The sequence below is a fragment of the Staphylococcus intermedius NCTC 11048 genome, assembly GCF_002902385.1.
Taxonomy (GTDB): Bacteria; Bacillota; Bacilli; order Staphylococcales; family Staphylococcaceae; genus Staphylococcus; species Staphylococcus intermedius.
Genome location: NZ_PPQH01000050.1, coordinates 1 through 18,911 on the forward strand (window position 1 = coordinate 1; position 18,911 = coordinate 18,911).

An 18,911-nucleotide genomic window follows, 5' to 3' on the forward strand; every position below is an offset into this window, starting at 1 on the left:
AGCACTCCCCTAAGACGATTATGAAATTCTTCCCATGTTTCTTTGTATATCAACTCGCTGCTTTTATAATCACATCCATTTAGTAATTGTTATAACAGTACAAACTTTAATTATTTTTTCGGCTTACTATTTTTCTCTATATTTTAATAATTAGTAGATTCGAATGTAGCTATTTTACTAAAATTCCCCTACCTTACTTTACTTACTACAACACCCAATTTGACTGTATCAACCATTAGTTTTCACGTGAAACATCTGTATTGATTTGAAGCTGCCACTCCTATTCACTCCCAATGAAGAATTTAAAGCTGTCAAACAAATCACCTCAATTCTTGATAAGTATGGGTTTGATATAGAACGACACGTCGCTGATTTACCAACTGCATTTATTGCAAAATTTGATCATCATATGAATTTGTTAAAAGAACCTTATACTATCGGGTTAATTTGTGAATATGACGCCTTAGCTCAGTTAGGTCATGGTTGTGGACATCAACTTCAAACGCCATCAATTATCGGTGCTGCGATTGCGACAATTAAGGCTTATTCCGACTTAAATTTCATTACCAAAGTCATTGGTACACCCGCTGAAGAAACGACAAGCGGTAAGTTGCCTATGCAAAAAGCAGGGGTATTCAAAGACTTAGATTTGGCCTTAATGATGCAAGGGAGTGACCGCACCACAGCAGATACAAAGTCTTTAGCTATCAATAAAGTAGACTTCGAATTTACCGGCGCACCCTCTCACGCCGCTGTGTCACCCAAACTTGGTAGAAGTGCTTTAGACGGAGTCATGATGCTATTTAACGGTATCGAGTACTTACGAAAACATGTCACAAGTGATGTACGTATGCATGGCATTATTACGAATGGCGGACAAGCTGTCAATATCGTGCTTGAGTTCGCATCAGCACAGTTTTCTTTTAGAGCAGAAAAACGTTCGAATTTAAATCAACTTTTAAAACGAATGAAACGTGTTGCAGAAGGTGCCGCTCACGCTACAGAAACCGAAGTAACGATTAAAACAGTTAAACAGTTAGAAAGTAAAGTCAACGTTCAAACATTAAATGATGTTTTGTTAAAAAACAATGAGGTTTTGTTAAAAAACGCTGAATTAGCAGGGGCCTCTCGAATCTCACCACCAAGAGAAAAGACTGGATCCACAGATTTCAATTTAGTTACGCATCATGTACCTGGAGCTTGTTTAAGGACTGCCTTTGTACCGCTTCACACACCTAATCATACAAAAGCATGGGTCGATTCAGGAAAATTAGCTGAAGCACATGCAGCAATTCAAGTAGCAAGTAAAGCTTTAAGTTATACCATAGCCGATTTTCTAACTCAACCTACTTTAAGACATCAAATTAATAGCGAATTTAAGCAAGCCTATCAAGAGTTGTAACAAAAAATGAGATGTTTTAAATGAAAGAAAAAAATGTTAAAAAGTTTCCTGATGCTATCGTCATTATTTTTACTATGTCCATTATCGCCGTGTTAATTAACTATGGTACTTAGTCAAAGTAATTCTCACAAAATTTTATAAACTGATATATGTGACTATTTTTCTGAATCGAGGTTCTATAAAATAGCCATGTTTTTCTAAAAATATATTCGCCCTCTGTTGTAAACTCGATATTTTACCAAATTTATTCGTCAAATGAATTCCAAACTCTTCTTCAATTTTCTAAATGCGGTACGTCAATGCTGGTTGTGACATAAACAATTTTTCTGCTACTCTCATTAAATTTTTCTCCCGATAAAGTAAAGATAAAATTTTATAATCTTGCTCCCTCATATGTAACACCCCTTATCAACCAAAAAACGACCTTGTTTCATACAAAGCCGCTTCTCGTATGGCTGATTATTCAATCACTTCTAGTTTTAGTAATATGTACACTACGACTAAATCCAACACTGACAAACCTATGCAAAGTAACAACATGGTCGAGATGCGTACGGGCAAAGCGATGACAATGATCAGGTAAATCAAACTCAAAACTAAAAAAGACCTGCCTGTTAATATATTGGTTCGCGTCTTTGCTGGAAAAAAGAAAATAATCGGTTGATGACGGTTAAAAATAATAAACCACAGACCTGTTAATAAAATTAAAATGGTAAAACTAATTCCTACAGCATAACTCATTTCATACACTCCAATCTCTCTTTTTCTCTATTTGGCTGAATGAAATATTCTCTATCAAAACTATTATAAATAAAATAAATGTAATACGTAAACTATATTTCATAAAACTACTAACTTATGCATATATTATCATTTAAAACATCCAGAATGATGACACTTATTAAAAAAAGACCTGCCCTCATGAACGAGGACAAGCCTTTATCAAAAGATTAGTCTTTCTTTTCTTTACGGCGTCTACCGAATAATAGTAAGCTACCCATTACTGCAATGAATCCGCCTAATAATGCACCTGCTTGTTTCGAATTTCCACCTGTTTCTGGTAATTGTTGAATCTCGACTTGAGTTGTTGTTTCAGCTGTAGTCATTTCAGTTTGCGTTACTTGCATATGAGAGACAGTAGCGAGATTTGTTAGTGCAACATCGCCATTTGTCTTATTTATAGGCATATGCACAACATTTTCAGTCGTATCTTTAGCTTGTTTTGATACATTTGCACCACTTTCATCATCATTTGCTAATTTTGAGCCATGAGCAACGGTTGGAATTGTGACTACTTCATCATTCGCTGGTTGTTGATCTTTTGCTTTTGATGCTACTTTTTCATGACCTTTCACAACAGGCGTAACATCGCCAACTGTTGGTACGTCATCCGTCGTTGATGCATCTTCTTCTGCTTGTGTCTCTACTGAGTCCACAGTTGTTTGCGTTGATTTGACACCACTAGGATCCATTGCTTCTACTTGCACTTTCGATGTACTTTCAATCGTCACGGGTACTGTGAGCTGGGTTGTTGAACCATCAGGATAGCGCACTTCAACATCGACATCTACTGTACCATCTGTTGTGCCATCTGGTAATTGCGTTTCATCGTGCACTGTCACAGTAGGCTGACCACCCCCTGTTGGATAGTTCGGAATGTACACTGAATCTGTGACATCATTCTTCTTCACGGGTATGCCATGCGCTTTCGTTATCCCTTCACTTGTTGGACTGTACTTGTCACTATCTGCTTCTTGATGAGGGGTTGTTGGTGCTGCCAAATGCGGTACAGAGCCTTTCAAACGCGGTAATTGAATAGCTGGTCTCACTGTTGGACTATTAGCGTTTGGCGTTGAACCACTTCCTGATGAGCCACTTGAACCATGTCCTCCCTCATCTGAACTGACTGTTGTGACTGGAACAGTGATTTCATCTGTTGTGCCATCTGGGTATGTCACCGTCACATCAACATCTACTGTCGTAGCCACACTGCCGTCTGGTAATTGTGTTGGGTCTTTCACTTTGACGACGGGTGGTTGCGCATCTACTGGGTAATTCGGAATCTTTACAGCATCTTCCACTTCATCAGAACTTGTCGGAATGCCGAATGGTTTTGTAATACCATTTGTTTTTGGCGTGTATTGATCGCTATCTGCCTGCTTACTTGTCACAACCGGCACTGTGAAGTAATCCGTTGTGCCATCTGGATATGTCACTATCACACCCACATTTACCAGCCCTTCTTTTTGACCGTCCGGCAATTGTTTTGGATCAATGACTGTAATCGTAGGTTGTTCGCCTTCTGTTGGGAAGTGGGGTATTTTAACCGCATTCGTCACATCATCTGCTGTCGTAGGTTCACCAAATGGCTTCGTAATACCGTCCGTTGTAGGTTCATATCTGACATTATCCGTTGGTGGATTTGTTACGACTGGCACTTTAATATAATCTTTTGAACCATCTGGATATGTTACTGTAACACCGACAAGGACTTGGCCTTCTGTCGTACCATCTGGTAATTGATCTGGCGCATCGACTGTTTTTACAGGTTGTTCCTCTCGATCAGCTGGGTAGTCCGGTACTGTGACTGCATTCAACACATCTTCAACAGTTGTTGGTGTGTCATATTCTTTTGTTACGCCCGTGCTTGTCGGTTCGTATTTTTGATTATCCTTTTGTGGGTTTGTAACCACTGAAACAGTAATGTGATCTTTTGTGCCATCTGGGTACGTCACTGTTACTTTGACATCCACTTGACCTTCTGTCGTACCATCTGGCAATTGTGTTTCGTCATCTACTGTCACTTTTGGTTGTTGACCCCCTACTGGATATGTTGGGATTTGAATGGAATCCGTTACATCTTTAGCAGTTGTAGGATTACCATAATCTTTGACTACTCCCAAAGTGATTGGCTCGTATTTTTCATTTTCTGCCTGTTTACCTGTGATTACGGGTACTGTCATGTAATCTTTTGTGCCGTCTGGATATGTCACTGTCACGGGAACATTGATTTGACCTTCCTTTTTACCATTTGGCAATCGTTTAGGGTCATTCACTGTCACAACAGGTTGCTTGCCATCGACTGGGAAATTCGGGATATGAACTGAACCTGTCACTTCATCTGCTGTCGTAGGAATACCATAAGCTTTTGTAACTCCCGTTGATGTAGGTTCATATTTTTCATTATCCGGTTGCTTCTCTGTCACAACTGGAACTTTGATGTGATCCCTCGTTCCGTCTGGATACGTCACTGTTACATCTACTTCCACTTTTCCTTCTGTTGTGCCGTCTGGCAATTGTGTTTCATCATCTACCGTGACTTTCGGTTGCTGGCCATCAACTGGAAAATCTGGAATCTTCACTGTGCCAGTCACATCATCTGTCGTTACTGATGTGCCATACTTTTTCGTTACACCCTCGGTTGTTGGTTCGTACTTATCTCCGTCTAGTTGCTTCTCTGTCACGACAGGCACTTTGATATGATCCTTCGTTCCATCTGGATACGTCACTGTTACGTCTACATCCACTCGGCCTTCTGTTGTACCGTCTGGTAATTGTGTTTCATCATCTACCGTGACTTTTGGTTGCTCTCCATCAACTGGGAAATTCGGAATCTTCACTGTGCCAGTCACATCACCTGTCGTTACTGGCGTGCCATATTTTTTCGTCACGCCAGTACTTGTTGGTTCATACTTGTCTCCGTCCGGTTGTTTCTCTGACACAACTGGAACTTTGATGTGATCCTTCGTGCCATCTGGATACGTCACTGTTACGTCTACATCCACTCGGCCTTCTGTTGTGCCGTCCGGTAATTGTGTTTCATCATCTACCGTGACTTTTGGTTGCTGGCCCTCAACTGGAAAATCTGGAATCTTCACTGTGCCAGTCACATCATCACTCGTTACTGGTGTGCCGTATTTTTTCGTTACACCCTCGGTTGTTGGCTCATACTTGTCTCCATCCGGTTGTTTCTCTGTCACGACAGGCACTTTGATGTGATCCTTCGTGCCATCCGGATACGTCACTGTTACGTCTACTTCCACTTTTCCTTCTGTTGTACCGTCTGGTAATTGTGTTTCATCATCTACCGTGACTTTCGGTTGCTCTCCATCAACTGGAAAATCTGGAATCTTCACTGTGCCAGTCACATCATCTGTCGTTACTGGTGTGCCATACTTTTTCGTTACGCCTTCCGTTGTAGGTTCGTACTTATCTCCGTCCGGTTGTTTCTCTGTCACGACAGGCACTTTGATGTGATCCTTCGTGCCATCCGGATATGTCACTGTTACATCTACTTCCACTCGGCCTTCCGTTGTGCCGCCTGGTAATTGTGTTTCATCATCTACCGTGACTTTTGGTTGCTCTCCATCAACTGGAAAATCTGGAATTTTCACTGTGCCAGTCACATCATCACTCGTTACTGGTGTGCCGTATTTTTTCGTTACACCCTCGGTTGTTGGCTCATATTCCGATGCCATTGGTTCTTTTTGTTGAACAGTAACAGGGGCAAAAATTGTGTTTTTAGACCCGTCTGGATACGTCACAATGACAGGTATCGCATATTCATCTTCTGTGACTTTTTCTCCAGGTTTAACTGTGATCGACCCATCCTTATTCACAGTCACCCAAGTTGGCACGTGATAACCTTTTTCAAAAGTTGTACCATTCGGTAAAGGCTGACCATCTGTATTTTGCGGTGCTGGAATCGTTGCTGATTGTCCTGGTTCTACTGTGACTGGCGGATACACTGGTTGATATTTCGCTGCATCTTCATTGACATGTACAATGAATGAGTCAGAAGCTGCGACATGTCCATCCACGACAAGCTCTACAGTATAGACTTCACCTGATTTGGCATGCGTTGGGATTGTAAATTTACCTTTGTTTTCCGCTTCTGCTTTCGAAGTGACCGGACCACTATCTTGAACAACTTTGCCTGTTGAATCTTTCCATTGTACACGTGTAGGCAATGATGTACGCGGTATGCCTGAAACATCGACATATGCGACTTGACCACGATGACCAGGGTTTGAAGTGACATCGAAGTTTTTAATATTGATTTGTGCGCGTGTCGATTCAACTACTGCAAAATTAACATTGACCCAAGCATTTCGAATCGGTCTGTAATAAGCTGCTGTTTGTGGTGCGGTTGCGACATCATAATTAGGTTTACGAAACTCTGTTGAAGTAAACCCTGAATAACTTGCTAGAACCTCACCGTTTGGACTTAATACGTAACCGTAAAGAAAATCTTTATTCAGTGTACCTTTAGGGAAACGTAATGTGTATTCACCCCGTGCATTTGTTGTCCCTTCTACAGTTACCGACATATATTCCGGATGCGCTTTTAACAATTTGCGTGCTGCTGCCGCTCTGTCTTTTTCTGGTAAACGGTTCACCTGGGTTTGATATGCTTGAGCACCCGCCTTTGTTAATGATGTCATCACTACTTTGTATCCAGAGGCAGGGATATCTTTCTTATTAAAATTCGGGCCCGACGCTGAATTCGCATAGTCGCCATCACCTGTTTCAAGCCAAACTTTACCACTCACAAAATTGTTTTCAATCATTGTCACCGCGGGATTGGCAGTCGCACCTTTTTTATCTTGAACTTTATTTTTTGCAGATAAATGTTTTTCTGAAGGCAATGTGGTCATAAAGATACCTGTACGTTGCATATTTGTGCCCACTAGTGGAAATTGACCCATATTGTTTTTCGTCACTGAATCAACAAATGTTCCTGGAAGAAAGCCTCCTGATACACGTAACATTGTGTAGATATCGCCCTCTTTAGTTCTGAAGTCGTCAATCCATATTTTATAACGTTGACCTTTTTCCGCACTGTATACATGGTGTTTACCGTTCGCATCCGTCCAGCCTTTACGTAAATCAAATGCATAGGCACCTGGCCCCACTTGACTACCGTCTACAGCACTTAACTTATTCGTTGTTTTTGCAGTATAAATCGGTGAAGTTGCACCATCTTTATCTATCCATTGTAAATGAACTTTAGTACCTTCTGGAACAGGTGTTAAGCCATTAGCCATCGTTGCCAGTGTGCCGCGACCTAATACCCAAGCGCGACCTGATAACGTATGTGCCGCATTTGTCGCATCTGTACCCGTACGGATATAACCGTTTGCGATTGCATCTGCAGTCACTTCACGCTTGTTTTCTGCAACGACATCACTTGGTCGTGTGTTCGTTTTAGGCGCAGTCACTTTCTTAGCTTGAGTTCTCGTTTTCGCTGTGGCTATAGGTTTTGCTGCATCTTGTTTATTCGTATAGTCTTTAAGCAAGTCTAAATAGAGTGCTTTTGTAGTTGCATCCATATCCTCGAAAGATGTTTCTTTTAATAATTTTTCAAGGTCTGCTTTTGTTATTTTTGATGCTTCCGTTGTTTGTGATTGATTTGTTGGGTTTTCTTGAGCTGAAGATTCTGGTTGGTTTGTAGATTTTTTTGTTGTAGTCGTTTCTGTTGTGGGGGTTTCACTTGTTGAAGATTCTGTTGTTTGCTTTTCTGTTGTGTCCTTGTCATTTTTAGACAATTCTTCCCTATGAGATATTTCTTCTTGAGGTGTTTTTTCTGTTACTGCTTCTTTTGTAGATGCTTCGACTGTTGTTTCTTCTGTTGTTTTGGGTTCTTGAGTGGAAGTCCCATCATTCGATTGGAGTTCAGTATCATTTTTCGGAGTGCCGTCGTGATTTTCGTCAGTGGCTTGTACATCTTGCGTTTGTTCTTGCGTAACGGCTTCGGATGTATTTTCTGAGTCATTGATTGCTGTTGCATCTTCCTGTTGTTCTGAAGTTTGTGGTGCTATTGACTGATCAATACCTGCTTCTTCTTGTTGATTGACTTCTTCAACTGATGGATTTGTTGCTGTTGTCGGTACTTGTGCTGTTTCTTCATTGATTTCTGTGAGCGTGTCCGAAGTCCCAGAATCATCATGAGCGGTTTGCGCTGTTTGATCTTGTTCCGAGGCAGATGCTTCACTCGTATGGGCACCGAAAAAGAAAGCTGTACCGACGAGCACTGAAGCGATACCAGCTGAAAAGCGACGAATGGCATACCTATTTTGACGTTTTGACAAAAATCCTAACTGTTTCTCTTTTGATTTGTTCATTAAATTATCAACTCCTGATTTTTTTAAACACATTTGCAACTTAACGATATGACTGACAATGACGTTGTGATTTTTAAAATTTCCACCAAAATATGACGATATTTTAAGCATAGTTTTTTGGTTTTAACTTTAAAAAGGTATGACTTTCAAAATATTAATATAGAACTTTAAGCATCATTAGACTTTTGTCACTTTATCCTTCTCAAACTCTATAAATAAACAATATAAATATTTTTTTAGGGTGAATTGATTACAAAAAATAATTTATATGTGAAATCCAAAAAGCGATCAATATCAATAGTCATTATGATGCTTAACTTTCATAAACAGGAGAATATATGTGCGCGCAGTATATCGCGGTAGGTTAAACCCTTTTTGATACGAATGTAATAGACAAAGTATAGAACAGACCACTTATATATGATCGTATGTCCTCACTAACCAATTGCAACTAGCAGCAGAAGCAATGATGAAATGAAGTCTGATACTTTTCATATACTTATGGAAAAAGTGAGCATTTTGTTAATTTGCTTAATCACAAATCATCAAATTTACTATTCTATAAATTACAAAATGGATTTATTTACAATATAATCTTCTGTAAATATTTAAAAGTTTTCATACAACTTTCGCCATTCTATCACCGAAATCCTAAATGTCATAAGTGTTTGAAAAACGTTTTCATTTGTTTACAATGAAAAACGCTTATCCTATTCAGTGATTAAAGCTAACCAACTCAATCAGGACAAGCGTTGCGCAAAATGGCTCTGAAAAATCAAGAAAGCCTATAGATTGTACTGTTGAACAAAGAAACGTTGCCGTTATCCTACACATTTGAACATCAAAAATCATTACAAACATTGATACGACGCCATTTTTCATATCAATGTTACATATAATTAAAAATATTTCTTTGTTCTTTAAAAATTTAATTATAAAAAGAGTTAGCTATGCTCATTTTAACTAGACGTAGCACGCATTTGCCGTCCATTTTAATGAGTTTTGCTAACTAACTTATTGTGCATTTATTGATTCTATACAGAAAATCAATGATTCTGTAATGAAACTGTAAATATTGGATTAAGTTAATTTACTCTTTTTATTGCATATGTATATGTAATTTGCGATAAAAATCATTCTGTACACGTTGATCGTATGTATCCGCTGTTCAATTTGATTTCCTTTTAATTACGAAAAATCACGAAAAAGGCTGAGACAAAAAATTTTTGATGCTATGGATGCAGTATTTTTTTCACTTGCCCTCCCTATGATTTATGTCTACTGATTGCCCTCATGGCTTCGCGTTCCTAGGTACTTGCCTCAACTCAATTCGGCTTGATTGAAGTGTACACTGGATGGAAGCCAAATTGGATTTTCGGGAGCAGTACAGCAATCTCATGTGGAACAAAGATTTCGTCGTACTGCCCCCGCAAGGCTGACTAGACTTCTCAAAAGCATGCGTATTGAGAAGTCAGACAGCTACTGCGTTAAACAGTAGCCACTATCAAAGTTAAATGGCAGGATTTTGTTGATGACTCTCAGCCTTCTGGGCCATCTTACGTCAAATGTAGTCACTTAGGGCAAGTTTATGACAGGGAGACAACTCCTTAACCTACAAATATTACGTCCCATTCATCCTCATTTTTGGCTGTATTATCAACATCATTAATCGATATATGTCCATAAAAAAGAAGAGACTGGGAAAAATTTAATATCTCCCAGTCTTGTTCCTTTTAGTTTAAACGATCAATATATGCATCGAACGCATTTACAAAACGTTTCATATAAGAAATCGTACGTTCGTCTTCAATTGTCCCTGCATCTGTAATCAATTCGTGTACACGGCCAACAACTAATTTAGGTCCTGGCATAATGTGTGCATTCATTGCTGTTAATGTTTGTCTTAATTGAGCTTGTGACAACGCTGAACCTGTTGCCCCTGGAGAACATCCTGCAATCGCAAATGGTCGATTGATTAATGGTGAACGGTCCCCTTTATTTTTAACACGAGAAGCCCAGTCAATCGCATTTTTCAACGGACCTGGTGTGCCATTATTATACTCTGGTGTCATGATGACAATACCGTCTGCTTCACTTAAGGCATCACGAAATGCGGTCACAGCTGCTGGTTCTTGCTCACCCTCAAGATCAAAGTTATATACAGGCACATCTTTGAATGACACTTCTTTAATATTCCAATTTTCAGGCACTTGTTGCATCATTTTCTCCATATAAATTCGGTTGTACGAGTCTTTCCTTAAGCTACCACAAATAAATACAATGTTTTTCATCTTAATTCTCCTTTAGCCAGTCACTTTCTCATCTACTTACGACTGATGTTAAATTTGGTACTATCATAACACAGGTTTTTTTATTTTACTGAATGCATGAATTCAAAATACCTGAATCATTCCGTTTTTGACAGATGCGTTCATAGCTGTATCGTCTAACACTATCGAGACCTTTTCAAAGTAAAATTCAATTTATTCCCATACTTTCTCATCATAAGCATGATTGCACCTTACATGTCACTCCCTTTTTGCCATCAAATATTCAAAATTATCTTCCAATAGTATATTGATATTTTTTTCACATAATCCTATACTTTGGATATCTTATACAACAAGGAGGTCCTGATATTGAGACAACGACAATGGGGCATGTTGCTCTTTACAGGTATTATTGGAGGCATACTATCTGGTATCGTCAAACTCGGTTGGGAAGTGATGTTTCCACCACGTACGCCAGAAAGAAACGCGACGAATCCACCACAAGAATTGTTACAACAAATCGGATTCAGTCATGACTTTACACATCAAACGTATACATTTTCACATATGGCCTTGCCGTGGGTGAGTTTTATTGTACATTTCAGTTTTTCAATTGTGATCGCAGTGATTTATTGCTTGTTAGTGAAAAAGTATGCCGCTGTCGCTATGGGATACGGAGCTGTTTTTGGGATTGTCATTTGGGTACTTTTCCATTTGATTTTAATGCCGCTCATGCACACAGTACCTGCACCATGGGATCAACCTTTCCATGAGCATTTATCTGAATTATTCGGACATATTGTATGGATGATGACGATTGAAGGTGCTCGTCTACTTTACTTTTATCAGCATCAATCTGAACTTCAATAAAATGAAACATGGGCTAGGACACCGTTACGATTTCCTAGCCCACTTGCTCTATTTCAATTTTTCTTCGTCAACCACAACTTCGGCATCTTCCATTTGTTCATAATGATGTTTCACTAACTCAAAGAATTGTTCCATACTGTAATTCCATCTATGATAATACGCGATTGGGTCTGTATGTGTTGTACCGCCCCAATATTTCGAAACGGCATAATGACTAATAATCGATCCCACCCCTGCTTGATCGTCAGCTAATGTCGGTTCAATGTTTTGTTGTTTCAACATGTACGCTGCGAGCCATGCTTGGTTATTCACTGATCTTGCAAAGTCATCAAAGCTATACATCCGAACGACTTCAATATGATAGAAGTACGGGTTCGCCTCTTTACCTGCACCCCAAGCGATATAATTCGATGATGCTGTAATATGGATTTCATTGGCATCTACAAAGGCATGGACAAAAGCCGTATTATAGGTCGCGTACATCCGGTCGACCCATTGTTGTAACGTACGATTATCTTCACCGACTTCATGAATAACAACACCGATATACGTGCCATATTTGTAAGGAATTTTAGGGAGTGTGTTCATTCGTGAATCTTTGACAACTGGGGCGTGTTGAATGTGATTTTTTATAATGTATTGGTTGACATCAGGATAAGGAATTGGAGGCATGTTTTGTACTGATGATTGAGGTTGCTTTTGCTGACTTTGGGACATCCAACTGTGAGGGCTCGGTACATGTTGAGGCTGTTGTATAACAGTAGCAGCGTCTGTGGAAGCAGCTAAATCCACTGTTCCCAATAGGTTGCGTGCATAACTCGAAGTCGCAAAAAATAATGATGTGAGTGTCATCATTGCAGACAGTGCCATCGTCGTCATCCCTTTTAGCATTTTAACCACGCCTTTCTCTCTGGATTTTATTTAAACAACATCAAATTCTATAATACTTTTATACAATAGATACTACGCCGTTCCTTTTTAAAGTCAAGCCTCTATATTTTAAAAAAGACTACTTTATCTTTAGGTCAGACTTAATTTTCTCTTTTAAAGCCGTTTCTAGTTTGGTTCATTGCCTATGAATATAAATGTATTTGAAATATTATTGTTCATTTGCACGTTTGAGCTGTCTCTTCCGCACACCTGGACGATAGCCACCGTTCTAATCTCAGTTCGAATATTTTTTAACAAGTTTAATGATTATATTGATGTGGAAAATAAAAAATGATTATATTTTGTAAAATTCTAAAATGATTATTTCACATTAAACAAAAATATGATTATAATGACAAAAAGGAGGCTGACACAATGTCAACTACATCAGAAAAATTATTAGCTTGTCTTTCATATTTCAGCGTATTTTTTGCGCCAGTATTATTCCCACTTATCGTATGGTTGGTCGCACCACAGCCTGTTTCAGCACATGGTAAAAAAGCATTGCTTTATCACATTTTGCCGACCGTATTTTCCATCATCGCTTTTGCTTGTTTCATCGCGATTGTCAATACAAGCGGTGCGTTGTTAACAACTTTCCTCGTGATTGTCATGATCATCACCATTGTAGGTTCACTCTATTACATCGTTTATAACTTGTACTCTGGCATCAAAGTATTAGTTGTCGAACAAATTTAGTTGCTGTCTACATGCCATGTCAGTTGATGGCAATACTTGAGACATCATCTCAGTTCAAAGCTCGGACATGAATTTGTCCGAGCTTTTGGCTTCAGTCTTACCCTCTCCCCGCTTCAACTCCTAAATCATGACAAATGTCATATCGTCATGATGACAAACCTCACTACAAACGAAGGGCGCCGTTCACATACAATCAACATAACCTGATTAAAGGATGTGACGGATATGATTCAAATTTCTCATTTAACGCAAACATACAATCAACGCCATGTTGTTGATGATGTGTCATTTCAAATTCATGCTGGCCAATGTACCGCACTGATTGGACCGAATGGCTCTGGAAAAACCACGCTTATTGATATGATTATCGGCGACCGCCACCCTGTACAAGGGACAATACAAGACCTTGACCACCTTTTAACACCAGAACGTTTAGGCGTGATGTTTCAACAAAGTCGCTTTCCCGAGCGCATGAAAGTCATTGAGCTGTATCATTTATTTGCGCATTGCTATCACGCGCCTTTACCACTTGAGTCATGGCTCGACATCACACGCTTTACAGAAGCACAACTCCAACAATTTGCGACACAACTCTCAGGTGGGCAACAACGTATTTTAGACTTTGCGTTAACACTTGTTGGGCAACCCCAATGCCTTATTTTAGACGAGCCAACCAGTGCGATGGATGTCGAAATGCGCCAACATTTCTGGTCAGTCATTCGTCAGTTGAAAGCAGAGGGACGTACGATTTTTTATACTTCTCACTACATAGAAGAAATTGAACAAATGGCAGATCGTGTCATTGTACTCAGTCAAGGCCGTTTAGTCATGGACGATACACCACAACATATTAAACAGGAACAAGGACGCTCCATCATCACATTGCCTACACCACCATCTGAAGCACTGCTATCACAATTATCTAGTGTCAAACTCATGCCATCAGATGACAGGCAACTCAAAATTGAAACAGCAGATGTACAACAAACGTTAATCGAACTCTTGTCACTTCATGTACCGTTACAACATATTGAAATTCATCATCATTCATTACTCGACATTATATTCAAACAAGACCAAGGCGGTGTATCACAATGATCAAACATTACTTTTTCACAGAACTGCGCTTACTGATACGTCACAAAACACGATTTGCACTCGCCGTATTACTCCCGTCTGCATTTTATTTATTGTTTACGTCTATCCTCGACCTAACCAAGGCAGCCATGACACAATTCAACCAAGAGTATATGTACAGTATGACGACATTTAGTTTAATGAGTTTTTGCTTATTTTCTTTTCCGTTAGACCTCATTGACGAACGCACACGTGGCTGGTACAAACGGCTCATGCGTACGCCACTTACACCCGTTCACTACGTTGGCGTCAAAATGGGTAAAGTCATGTTTCAATTTGCGCTGGCGATTGTCATGATATTTACATTGGCGGCACTGTTACGAGGTGTACAGATGTCGTGGCACGATTGGTTGATCTCAGGTGTTTTTATCTGGCTCGGGGCAAGTTTGATGTTGAGTTTAGGCGCGCTTCTTGCACAGATGGATGATACGCAAAAAGTGAGCGGTATCGGCAATATTTTGTATTTAGCTCTGGCTGTTCTCGGCGGGCTATGGTTCCCTGTGTCACAATTTCCAACATGGATGCAACATCTTGCAGTGATCACACCGACATATCATTTAAAAAAGCTATCCTATGACATCAGTTTGCATGAACAATTTCCGGTATTATCTTTAATCGTTTTGCTCATATATAGTATAATTTTCTTAACACTTGCACTGTATATCCGTAAAAGAAGTGAGATATCATGATTAAAAAATTAGATTTACATTATCTGAATTTATCTAGTTTACTTTATTTACTTTTCTTAGTCCTTAACTTATGGAATCCATACATTCATGGTCGTCGCGATATTTTAATCGTCGCTGCTTGTCTCTTTGTCATTGTCTATACAGCCCTTGTAGTCGCTTATCCGCTAATGTCTTACGGTCTAATGTATACTTTGCTCACCTTTCAATACGCGGGCATTATTTATTTCGTATATGCCCTCAATCCGATGACGGCACTGTTTTTGTTTTATAGTGCGTTTGCGATTCCTTACAACTTTAAAGCTAAACTCTGGTCCAAAGAATTTATCACTTGCCTTGCGACGATGGTGCTTTGTATTATCGTGACAGCCATGTATTACCCGGAAACTTACTATATCGCCGCCTTATTAATCTTTTTCACTGTCATCAATCTCATCATGTTTGCGAACTTCAAAAAGGTTGAGCAACAGCACTATCAAAATGAGTTGGATGCTAAAAATAAACAGCTAAACTTTTTAATCGCTGAACAGGAACGCAACCGTATTGGACAAGACTTACACGATACGTTAGGACACGTTTTTGCATCGTTAAGCTTAAAATCCGAACTCGCACTCAAGTTGATCGATACCCAACCTGATCGCGCAAAGTTGGAAATGCAAAGTGTGAACGCCATTTCAAAAGAGACACTCAATCAAATCCGTGTCATTATTAACGATTTGAAAATCCCTTCTTTTGCGGAAGAAGTGGCATCTGTCGAGACATTATTACAAGATGCCAATTTGGAATTCCAGTTTGAAGGCGTACAATTTGCCCATGCATTGAATCCAGCGAAACAAGGATTACTTGCCATGGTACTGCGTGAAGCGATTAACAATGTGATTAAACATGCGAATGCGACGACAGTGCATGCAGCATTATCTGAAACGGTTGATGGATTACAGCTCGATATTCAGGATAATGGTCGCGGCATTAATGAAAAGTCGCCCATTCATCTCCAAAGCATCCAAGCGCGTGTTGATGTTTTAAAAGGGCAATTACATGTACAAAACAATAATGGTTTACATATACAAATTTTGATACCGAGGAGCGTGCCACTATGATTCGTGTCGTTTTAGCTGAAGATCAAACGATGTTACGTCAAGCGATGGTTCAGTTGATGCAACTGCATGACGCGATAGATGTTGTTGCTGATGTTGGTGATGGACAAGCGGCTTTGAAAGCTGTCGAAACACACCCTGTTGATGTCGTCATATTAGATGTCGAAATGCCTGTATTGACTGGCCTTGAAGTATTGAAACACATTCGCGAACAAGCCATTGACGTCAAAGTGATTATAGTGACGACATTTAAACGTCCAGGTTATTTTGAAACAGCCGTAGCACACGATGTCGATGCGTACGTGTTAAAAGAGCGTTCTGTGGATGAACTCGTTCAGACGATACATCACGTCATGGCGGGTCAAAAAGAATACAGTGATGCTTTAATGACCTCATTTGTCACAGAACGGAACCCCCTCACCGACAAAGAACAACTCGTGTTGAAGCAAATTGGCAAAGGCCTGACGAGTAAAGAAATTGCACAAACCCTTTATTTATCAGATGGGACGATACGCAATTATACGTCGACCATCATCGACAAACTTCAAGCAGACAACCGCTTCGATGCATGGAAAAAAGCGCATGACAAAGGATGGGTGTAGTACAAGAACAGCACTGTCGCGGATATTCACCCACATTTCATCAAAAAACGACCACGCACGTCTTCATACACATGCAGTGGTCGTTTCATATGGATTCAGTTGTCGTCATTTTCAAATGCGACTTGCGGTTATTTGCCCCACAAAAATTGGATCAGTTCACGTGCAACTTTTTCATTATCATGCAATTCACTATGCTGTGCACTTGGTCCGACATATTCGGATTCGCGATACGTTTTCGCACTACCACCAAGTAGATACTTCAATGAACGAGAAGACGTATTCGATACACTGCCGTCAGAGTGCGTACCGTCTTTTAAATCTCCGTAAATGTTCAGTACATCAATATTTTTCCCTTTGTACACCTTTTTTAATACAAGTAAATCTTGATATGGTGGATTCATGCGACTCGGTTTACCTTCCGCATCAAGCGTAATTTCATTCACTTCTTCATTCATATGCAATACCCCGTTATACGTCCCTGCGATGTTGACTTGACGTTGTAACTGTGGCAACGCGGTATCTTTACCATATGTCACCATATACTGCGCAAAAGTCATATTCGCCATTGAATGCCCGACAAAGTTAAAATTTTTGATATGATACTTTGTTTGTAAAGCGACTAACACATCTTTAAACCATTCTGCATTTACATCCGGGTCTTCTTCCTTATTCTCTTTCAATACGACTTGTACGATAGGATTGATTGCGTCACTATCCAAATGTCCTTTTAATTTCACTTCACCCGCTTCATCCACGTGCGCGGTAATGACGTCTTGCGTGACACCTTGATTCTCCGCTTCCTTCACTAAAAATTTTAAAGAATTCACTGTCCCACCGTAACCGTGCAAAAATAACGTCGGTGTGGCGCTATCAATATACTTGGCATGTTTGGGATTATTGGCAATAGATGTATTGCGATAAATGCCTATATACGTTACCCACGCAACAATCAATACCACAACCACACCAATACTCCATTTCCAAAATTTTTTCATGGCTGTCACCTCTTTACGCTCGATGCCGTCTCATCGATGTTTAATAAATTTACCTGATTCTATTGCAAAATCTATGAAAAGTCAATGTTACACGACTGTCCTATATATTGGGGTTAGTGTTTCGGACGCAGTATTTTATACATTGGGTTGAATATTTTGCAATGTTCATTGACGTATGTCGACACATGTCTCACCGCATGACACCGTCGAAGTGTTGATACAATCATCGTCTATGCACCTATTTTGTTGTGATATACCTTTTGATAAAATGAAATTGACATTGAAAAATGGAGTGATTCAACTATGGTAAATCCTATTGATCAATTAAAAAATATTATCGACCACTCAACGCGCATCGTCTTTTTCACTGGTGCAGGTGTGTCAGTTGCAAGTGGTGTCCCAGATTTTCGTTCAATGGGTGGCTTGTTTGATGAAATTTCAAAAGAAGGCTACTCACCGGAATATTTGTTAAGCATCGATTATTTAGAGGACGACCCTGTTGGTTTTATGCGTTTTTGTCACAAACGTTTACTCTTAGCGGATAAATTACCCAATCCTGTTCACAAATGGATTGCTGAATTGGAGCAACGTCAACAAGCATTAGGTGTCATCACGCAAAACATTGACGGCCTTCATAGTGATGCGGGGAGCCAACATGTAGATGAATTACATGGCACACTCAATCGTTTTTACTGTCCGAATTGTCATCAACAGTACACGAAAAATGACGTAATGACGCGCGAAATGATCCAATGTGAACGCTGTGGCCATGTGATTAGACCAGATATCGTCCTTTATGGAGAAATGTTGGACCAAGCGACCTTAACACGCGCCGTACAAAAAATCTCCCAAGCCGATACTTTAATTGTTTTAGGTTCTTCACTCGTCGTTCAACCTGCAGCTGGACTCGTCTCAAACTTTCAAGGGCAGCACCTCGTCATTATTAATAAAGATGAAACACCCTATGATCACTATGCAGAATTAGTCATTCATGAAGATATGGTCACTGTCGTCGAACAACTGACATCATGAAGAAAAGCGGTAGCTCTAAACTACCGCTTTTTAATGAGATGTTTGACGTGTAAATGTGATGATGCTT

Annotated in this window: 14 protein-coding genes; 8 read left to right on the forward strand and 6 right to left on the reverse strand. The window is 39.7% G+C overall.

The window, feature by feature from the left end:
• The first annotated feature begins 265 nt into the window (after positions 1 to 265).
• Positions 266 to 1,402 carry an amidohydrolase gene (locus tag CD138_RS10710; RefSeq protein WP_019168984.1) on the forward strand — a complete coding sequence of 379 codons (1,137 nt, stop codon included), beginning with the start codon at positions 266 to 268 and terminating at the stop codon, positions 1,400 to 1,402.
• Positions 1,403 to 1,684: 282 nt separating this feature from the next.
• Here the strand turns inward: CD138_RS10710 and CD138_RS14770 are convergent, their stop codons facing one another.
• The 4 genes from CD138_RS14770 to CD138_RS10730 all read right to left on the reverse strand — a co-directional run bounded on the left by CD138_RS14770 (position 1,685) and on the right by CD138_RS10730 (position 10,817).
• Positions 1,685 to 1,795: a helix-turn-helix domain-containing protein gene (locus tag CD138_RS14770; protein WP_019168982.1), complete on the reverse strand. Its 111-nt coding sequence runs from the start codon at positions 1,793 to 1,795 to the stop codon at positions 1,685 to 1,687.
• A gap of 66 nt (positions 1,796 to 1,861) precedes the next feature.
• Positions 1,862 to 2,143 (reverse strand): hypothetical protein, encoded by a 282-nt coding sequence (locus CD138_RS10720; RefSeq protein ID WP_019168981.1) that lies wholly within the window; start codon positions 2,141 to 2,143, stop codon positions 1,862 to 1,864.
• 209 nt (positions 2,144 to 2,352) lie between these two features.
• Positions 2,353 to 8,526, reverse strand: a complete 6,174-nt coding sequence (locus tag CD138_RS10725; RefSeq protein ID WP_096559500.1) for a Rib/alpha-like domain-containing protein — start codon at positions 8,524 to 8,526, stop codon at positions 2,353 to 2,355.
• Between the two features lie 1,733 nt (positions 8,527 to 10,259).
• Complete coding sequence (locus tag CD138_RS10730; RefSeq protein ID WP_019167709.1) at positions 10,260 to 10,817, reverse strand: NADPH-dependent FMN reductase; 558 nt, start codon at positions 10,815 to 10,817, stop codon at positions 10,260 to 10,262.
• 369 nt (positions 10,818 to 11,186) lie between these two features.
• Here CD138_RS10730 and CD138_RS10735 point away from each other — a divergent pair, with 369 nt between their 5' ends.
• Positions 11,187 to 11,666, forward strand: coding sequence for a YagU family protein (locus CD138_RS10735; protein ID WP_096559653.1), 480 nt, complete (start codon positions 11,187 to 11,189; stop codon positions 11,664 to 11,666).
• 48 nt (positions 11,667 to 11,714) lie between these two features.
• Here CD138_RS10735 and CD138_RS10740 read toward each other — a convergent pair whose 3' ends face one another.
• On the reverse strand, positions 11,715 to 12,557 hold the full coding sequence (locus CD138_RS10740; protein ID WP_019167707.1) for a peptidoglycan recognition protein family protein: 843 nt from the start codon (positions 12,555 to 12,557) through the stop codon (positions 11,715 to 11,717).
• Between the two features lie 414 nt (positions 12,558 to 12,971).
• Between CD138_RS10740 and CD138_RS10745 the strand changes: the two genes are divergently transcribed.
• The 5 genes from CD138_RS10745 to CD138_RS10765 all read left to right on the forward strand — a co-directional run bounded on the left by CD138_RS10745 (position 12,972) and on the right by CD138_RS10765 (position 16,817).
• Positions 12,972 to 13,295, forward strand: coding sequence for a magnetosome magnetite crystal formation protein family (locus CD138_RS10745; protein WP_019167706.1), 324 nt, complete (start codon positions 12,972 to 12,974; stop codon positions 13,293 to 13,295).
• Between the two features lie 225 nt (positions 13,296 to 13,520).
• Complete coding sequence (locus tag CD138_RS10750) at positions 13,521 to 14,393, forward strand: ABC transporter ATP-binding protein (protein ID WP_019167705.1); 873 nt, start codon at positions 13,521 to 13,523, stop codon at positions 14,391 to 14,393.
• Entirely contained in the window at positions 14,390 to 15,121 is a 732-nt protein-coding gene (locus tag CD138_RS10755) for an ABC transporter permease (RefSeq protein ID WP_019167704.1), read from the forward strand. Before CD138_RS10750 ends, CD138_RS10755 begins: the two co-directional genes overlap by 4 nt.
• Positions 15,118 to 16,218 carry a sensor histidine kinase gene (locus CD138_RS10760; protein WP_019167703.1) on the forward strand — a complete coding sequence of 367 codons (1,101 nt, stop codon included), beginning with the start codon at positions 15,118 to 15,120 and terminating at the stop codon, positions 16,216 to 16,218. The genes CD138_RS10755 and CD138_RS10760 overlap by 4 nt, the downstream gene beginning before the upstream one ends.
• A complete protein-coding gene (locus CD138_RS10765; RefSeq protein ID WP_019167702.1) occupies positions 16,215 to 16,817 on the forward strand; it encodes a response regulator transcription factor in 603 nt (200 codons plus the stop codon). The genes CD138_RS10760 and CD138_RS10765 overlap by 4 nt, the downstream gene beginning before the upstream one ends.
• 128 nt (positions 16,818 to 16,945) lie before the next feature.
• Here CD138_RS10765 and CD138_RS10770 read toward each other — a convergent pair whose 3' ends face one another.
• Positions 16,946 to 17,812 (reverse strand): alpha/beta hydrolase, encoded by an 867-nt coding sequence (locus tag CD138_RS10770; protein ID WP_019167701.1) that lies wholly within the window; start codon positions 17,810 to 17,812, stop codon positions 16,946 to 16,948.
• 303 nt (positions 17,813 to 18,115) lie between these two features.
• Here CD138_RS10770 and CD138_RS10775 point away from each other — a divergent pair, with 303 nt between their 5' ends.
• A complete protein-coding gene (locus tag CD138_RS10775; protein ID WP_019167700.1) occupies positions 18,116 to 18,844 on the forward strand; it encodes an NAD-dependent protein deacylase in 729 nt (242 codons plus the stop codon).
• Positions 18,845 to 18,911 lie beyond the last annotated feature (67 nt).

Excerpts from the sequence above, each read along its gene's own strand:
- CD138_RS14770 (WP_019168982.1), bottom strand. The coding sequence starts at position 1,795 with ATGAGGGAGCAAGATTATAAAATTTTATCTTTACTTTATCGGGAGAAA.
- CD138_RS10720 (WP_019168981.1), bottom strand. The coding sequence starts at position 2,143 with ATGAGTTATGCTGTAGGAATTAGTTTTACCATTTTAATTTTATTAACA.
- CD138_RS10725 (WP_096559500.1), bottom strand. The coding sequence starts at position 8,526 with ATGAACAAATCAAAAGAGAAACAGTTAGGATTTTTGTCAAAACGTCAA.
- CD138_RS10730 (WP_019167709.1), bottom strand. The coding sequence starts at position 10,817 with ATGAAAAACATTGTATTTATTTGTGGTAGCTTAAGGAAAGACTCGTAC.
- CD138_RS10735 (WP_096559653.1), top strand. The coding sequence starts at position 11,187 with ATGTTGCTCTTTACAGGTATTATTGGAGGCATACTATCTGGTATCGTC.
- CD138_RS10740 (WP_019167707.1), bottom strand. The coding sequence starts at position 12,557 with ATGCTAAAAGGGATGACGACGATGGCACTGTCTGCAATGATGACACTC.
- CD138_RS10745 (WP_019167706.1), top strand. The coding sequence starts at position 12,972 with ATGTCAACTACATCAGAAAAATTATTAGCTTGTCTTTCATATTTCAGC.
- CD138_RS10750 (WP_019167705.1), top strand. The coding sequence starts at position 13,521 with ATGATTCAAATTTCTCATTTAACGCAAACATACAATCAACGCCATGTT.
- CD138_RS10755 (WP_019167704.1), top strand. The coding sequence starts at position 14,390 with ATGATCAAACATTACTTTTTCACAGAACTGCGCTTACTGATACGTCAC.
- CD138_RS10760 (WP_019167703.1), top strand. The coding sequence starts at position 15,118 with ATGATTAAAAAATTAGATTTACATTATCTGAATTTATCTAGTTTACTT.
- CD138_RS10765 (WP_019167702.1), top strand. The coding sequence starts at position 16,215 with ATGATTCGTGTCGTTTTAGCTGAAGATCAAACGATGTTACGTCAAGCG.
- CD138_RS10770 (WP_019167701.1), bottom strand. The coding sequence starts at position 17,812 with ATGAAAAAATTTTGGAAATGGAGTATTGGTGTGGTTGTGGTATTGATT.
- CD138_RS10775 (WP_019167700.1), top strand. The coding sequence starts at position 18,116 with ATGGTAAATCCTATTGATCAATTAAAAAATATTATCGACCACTCAACG.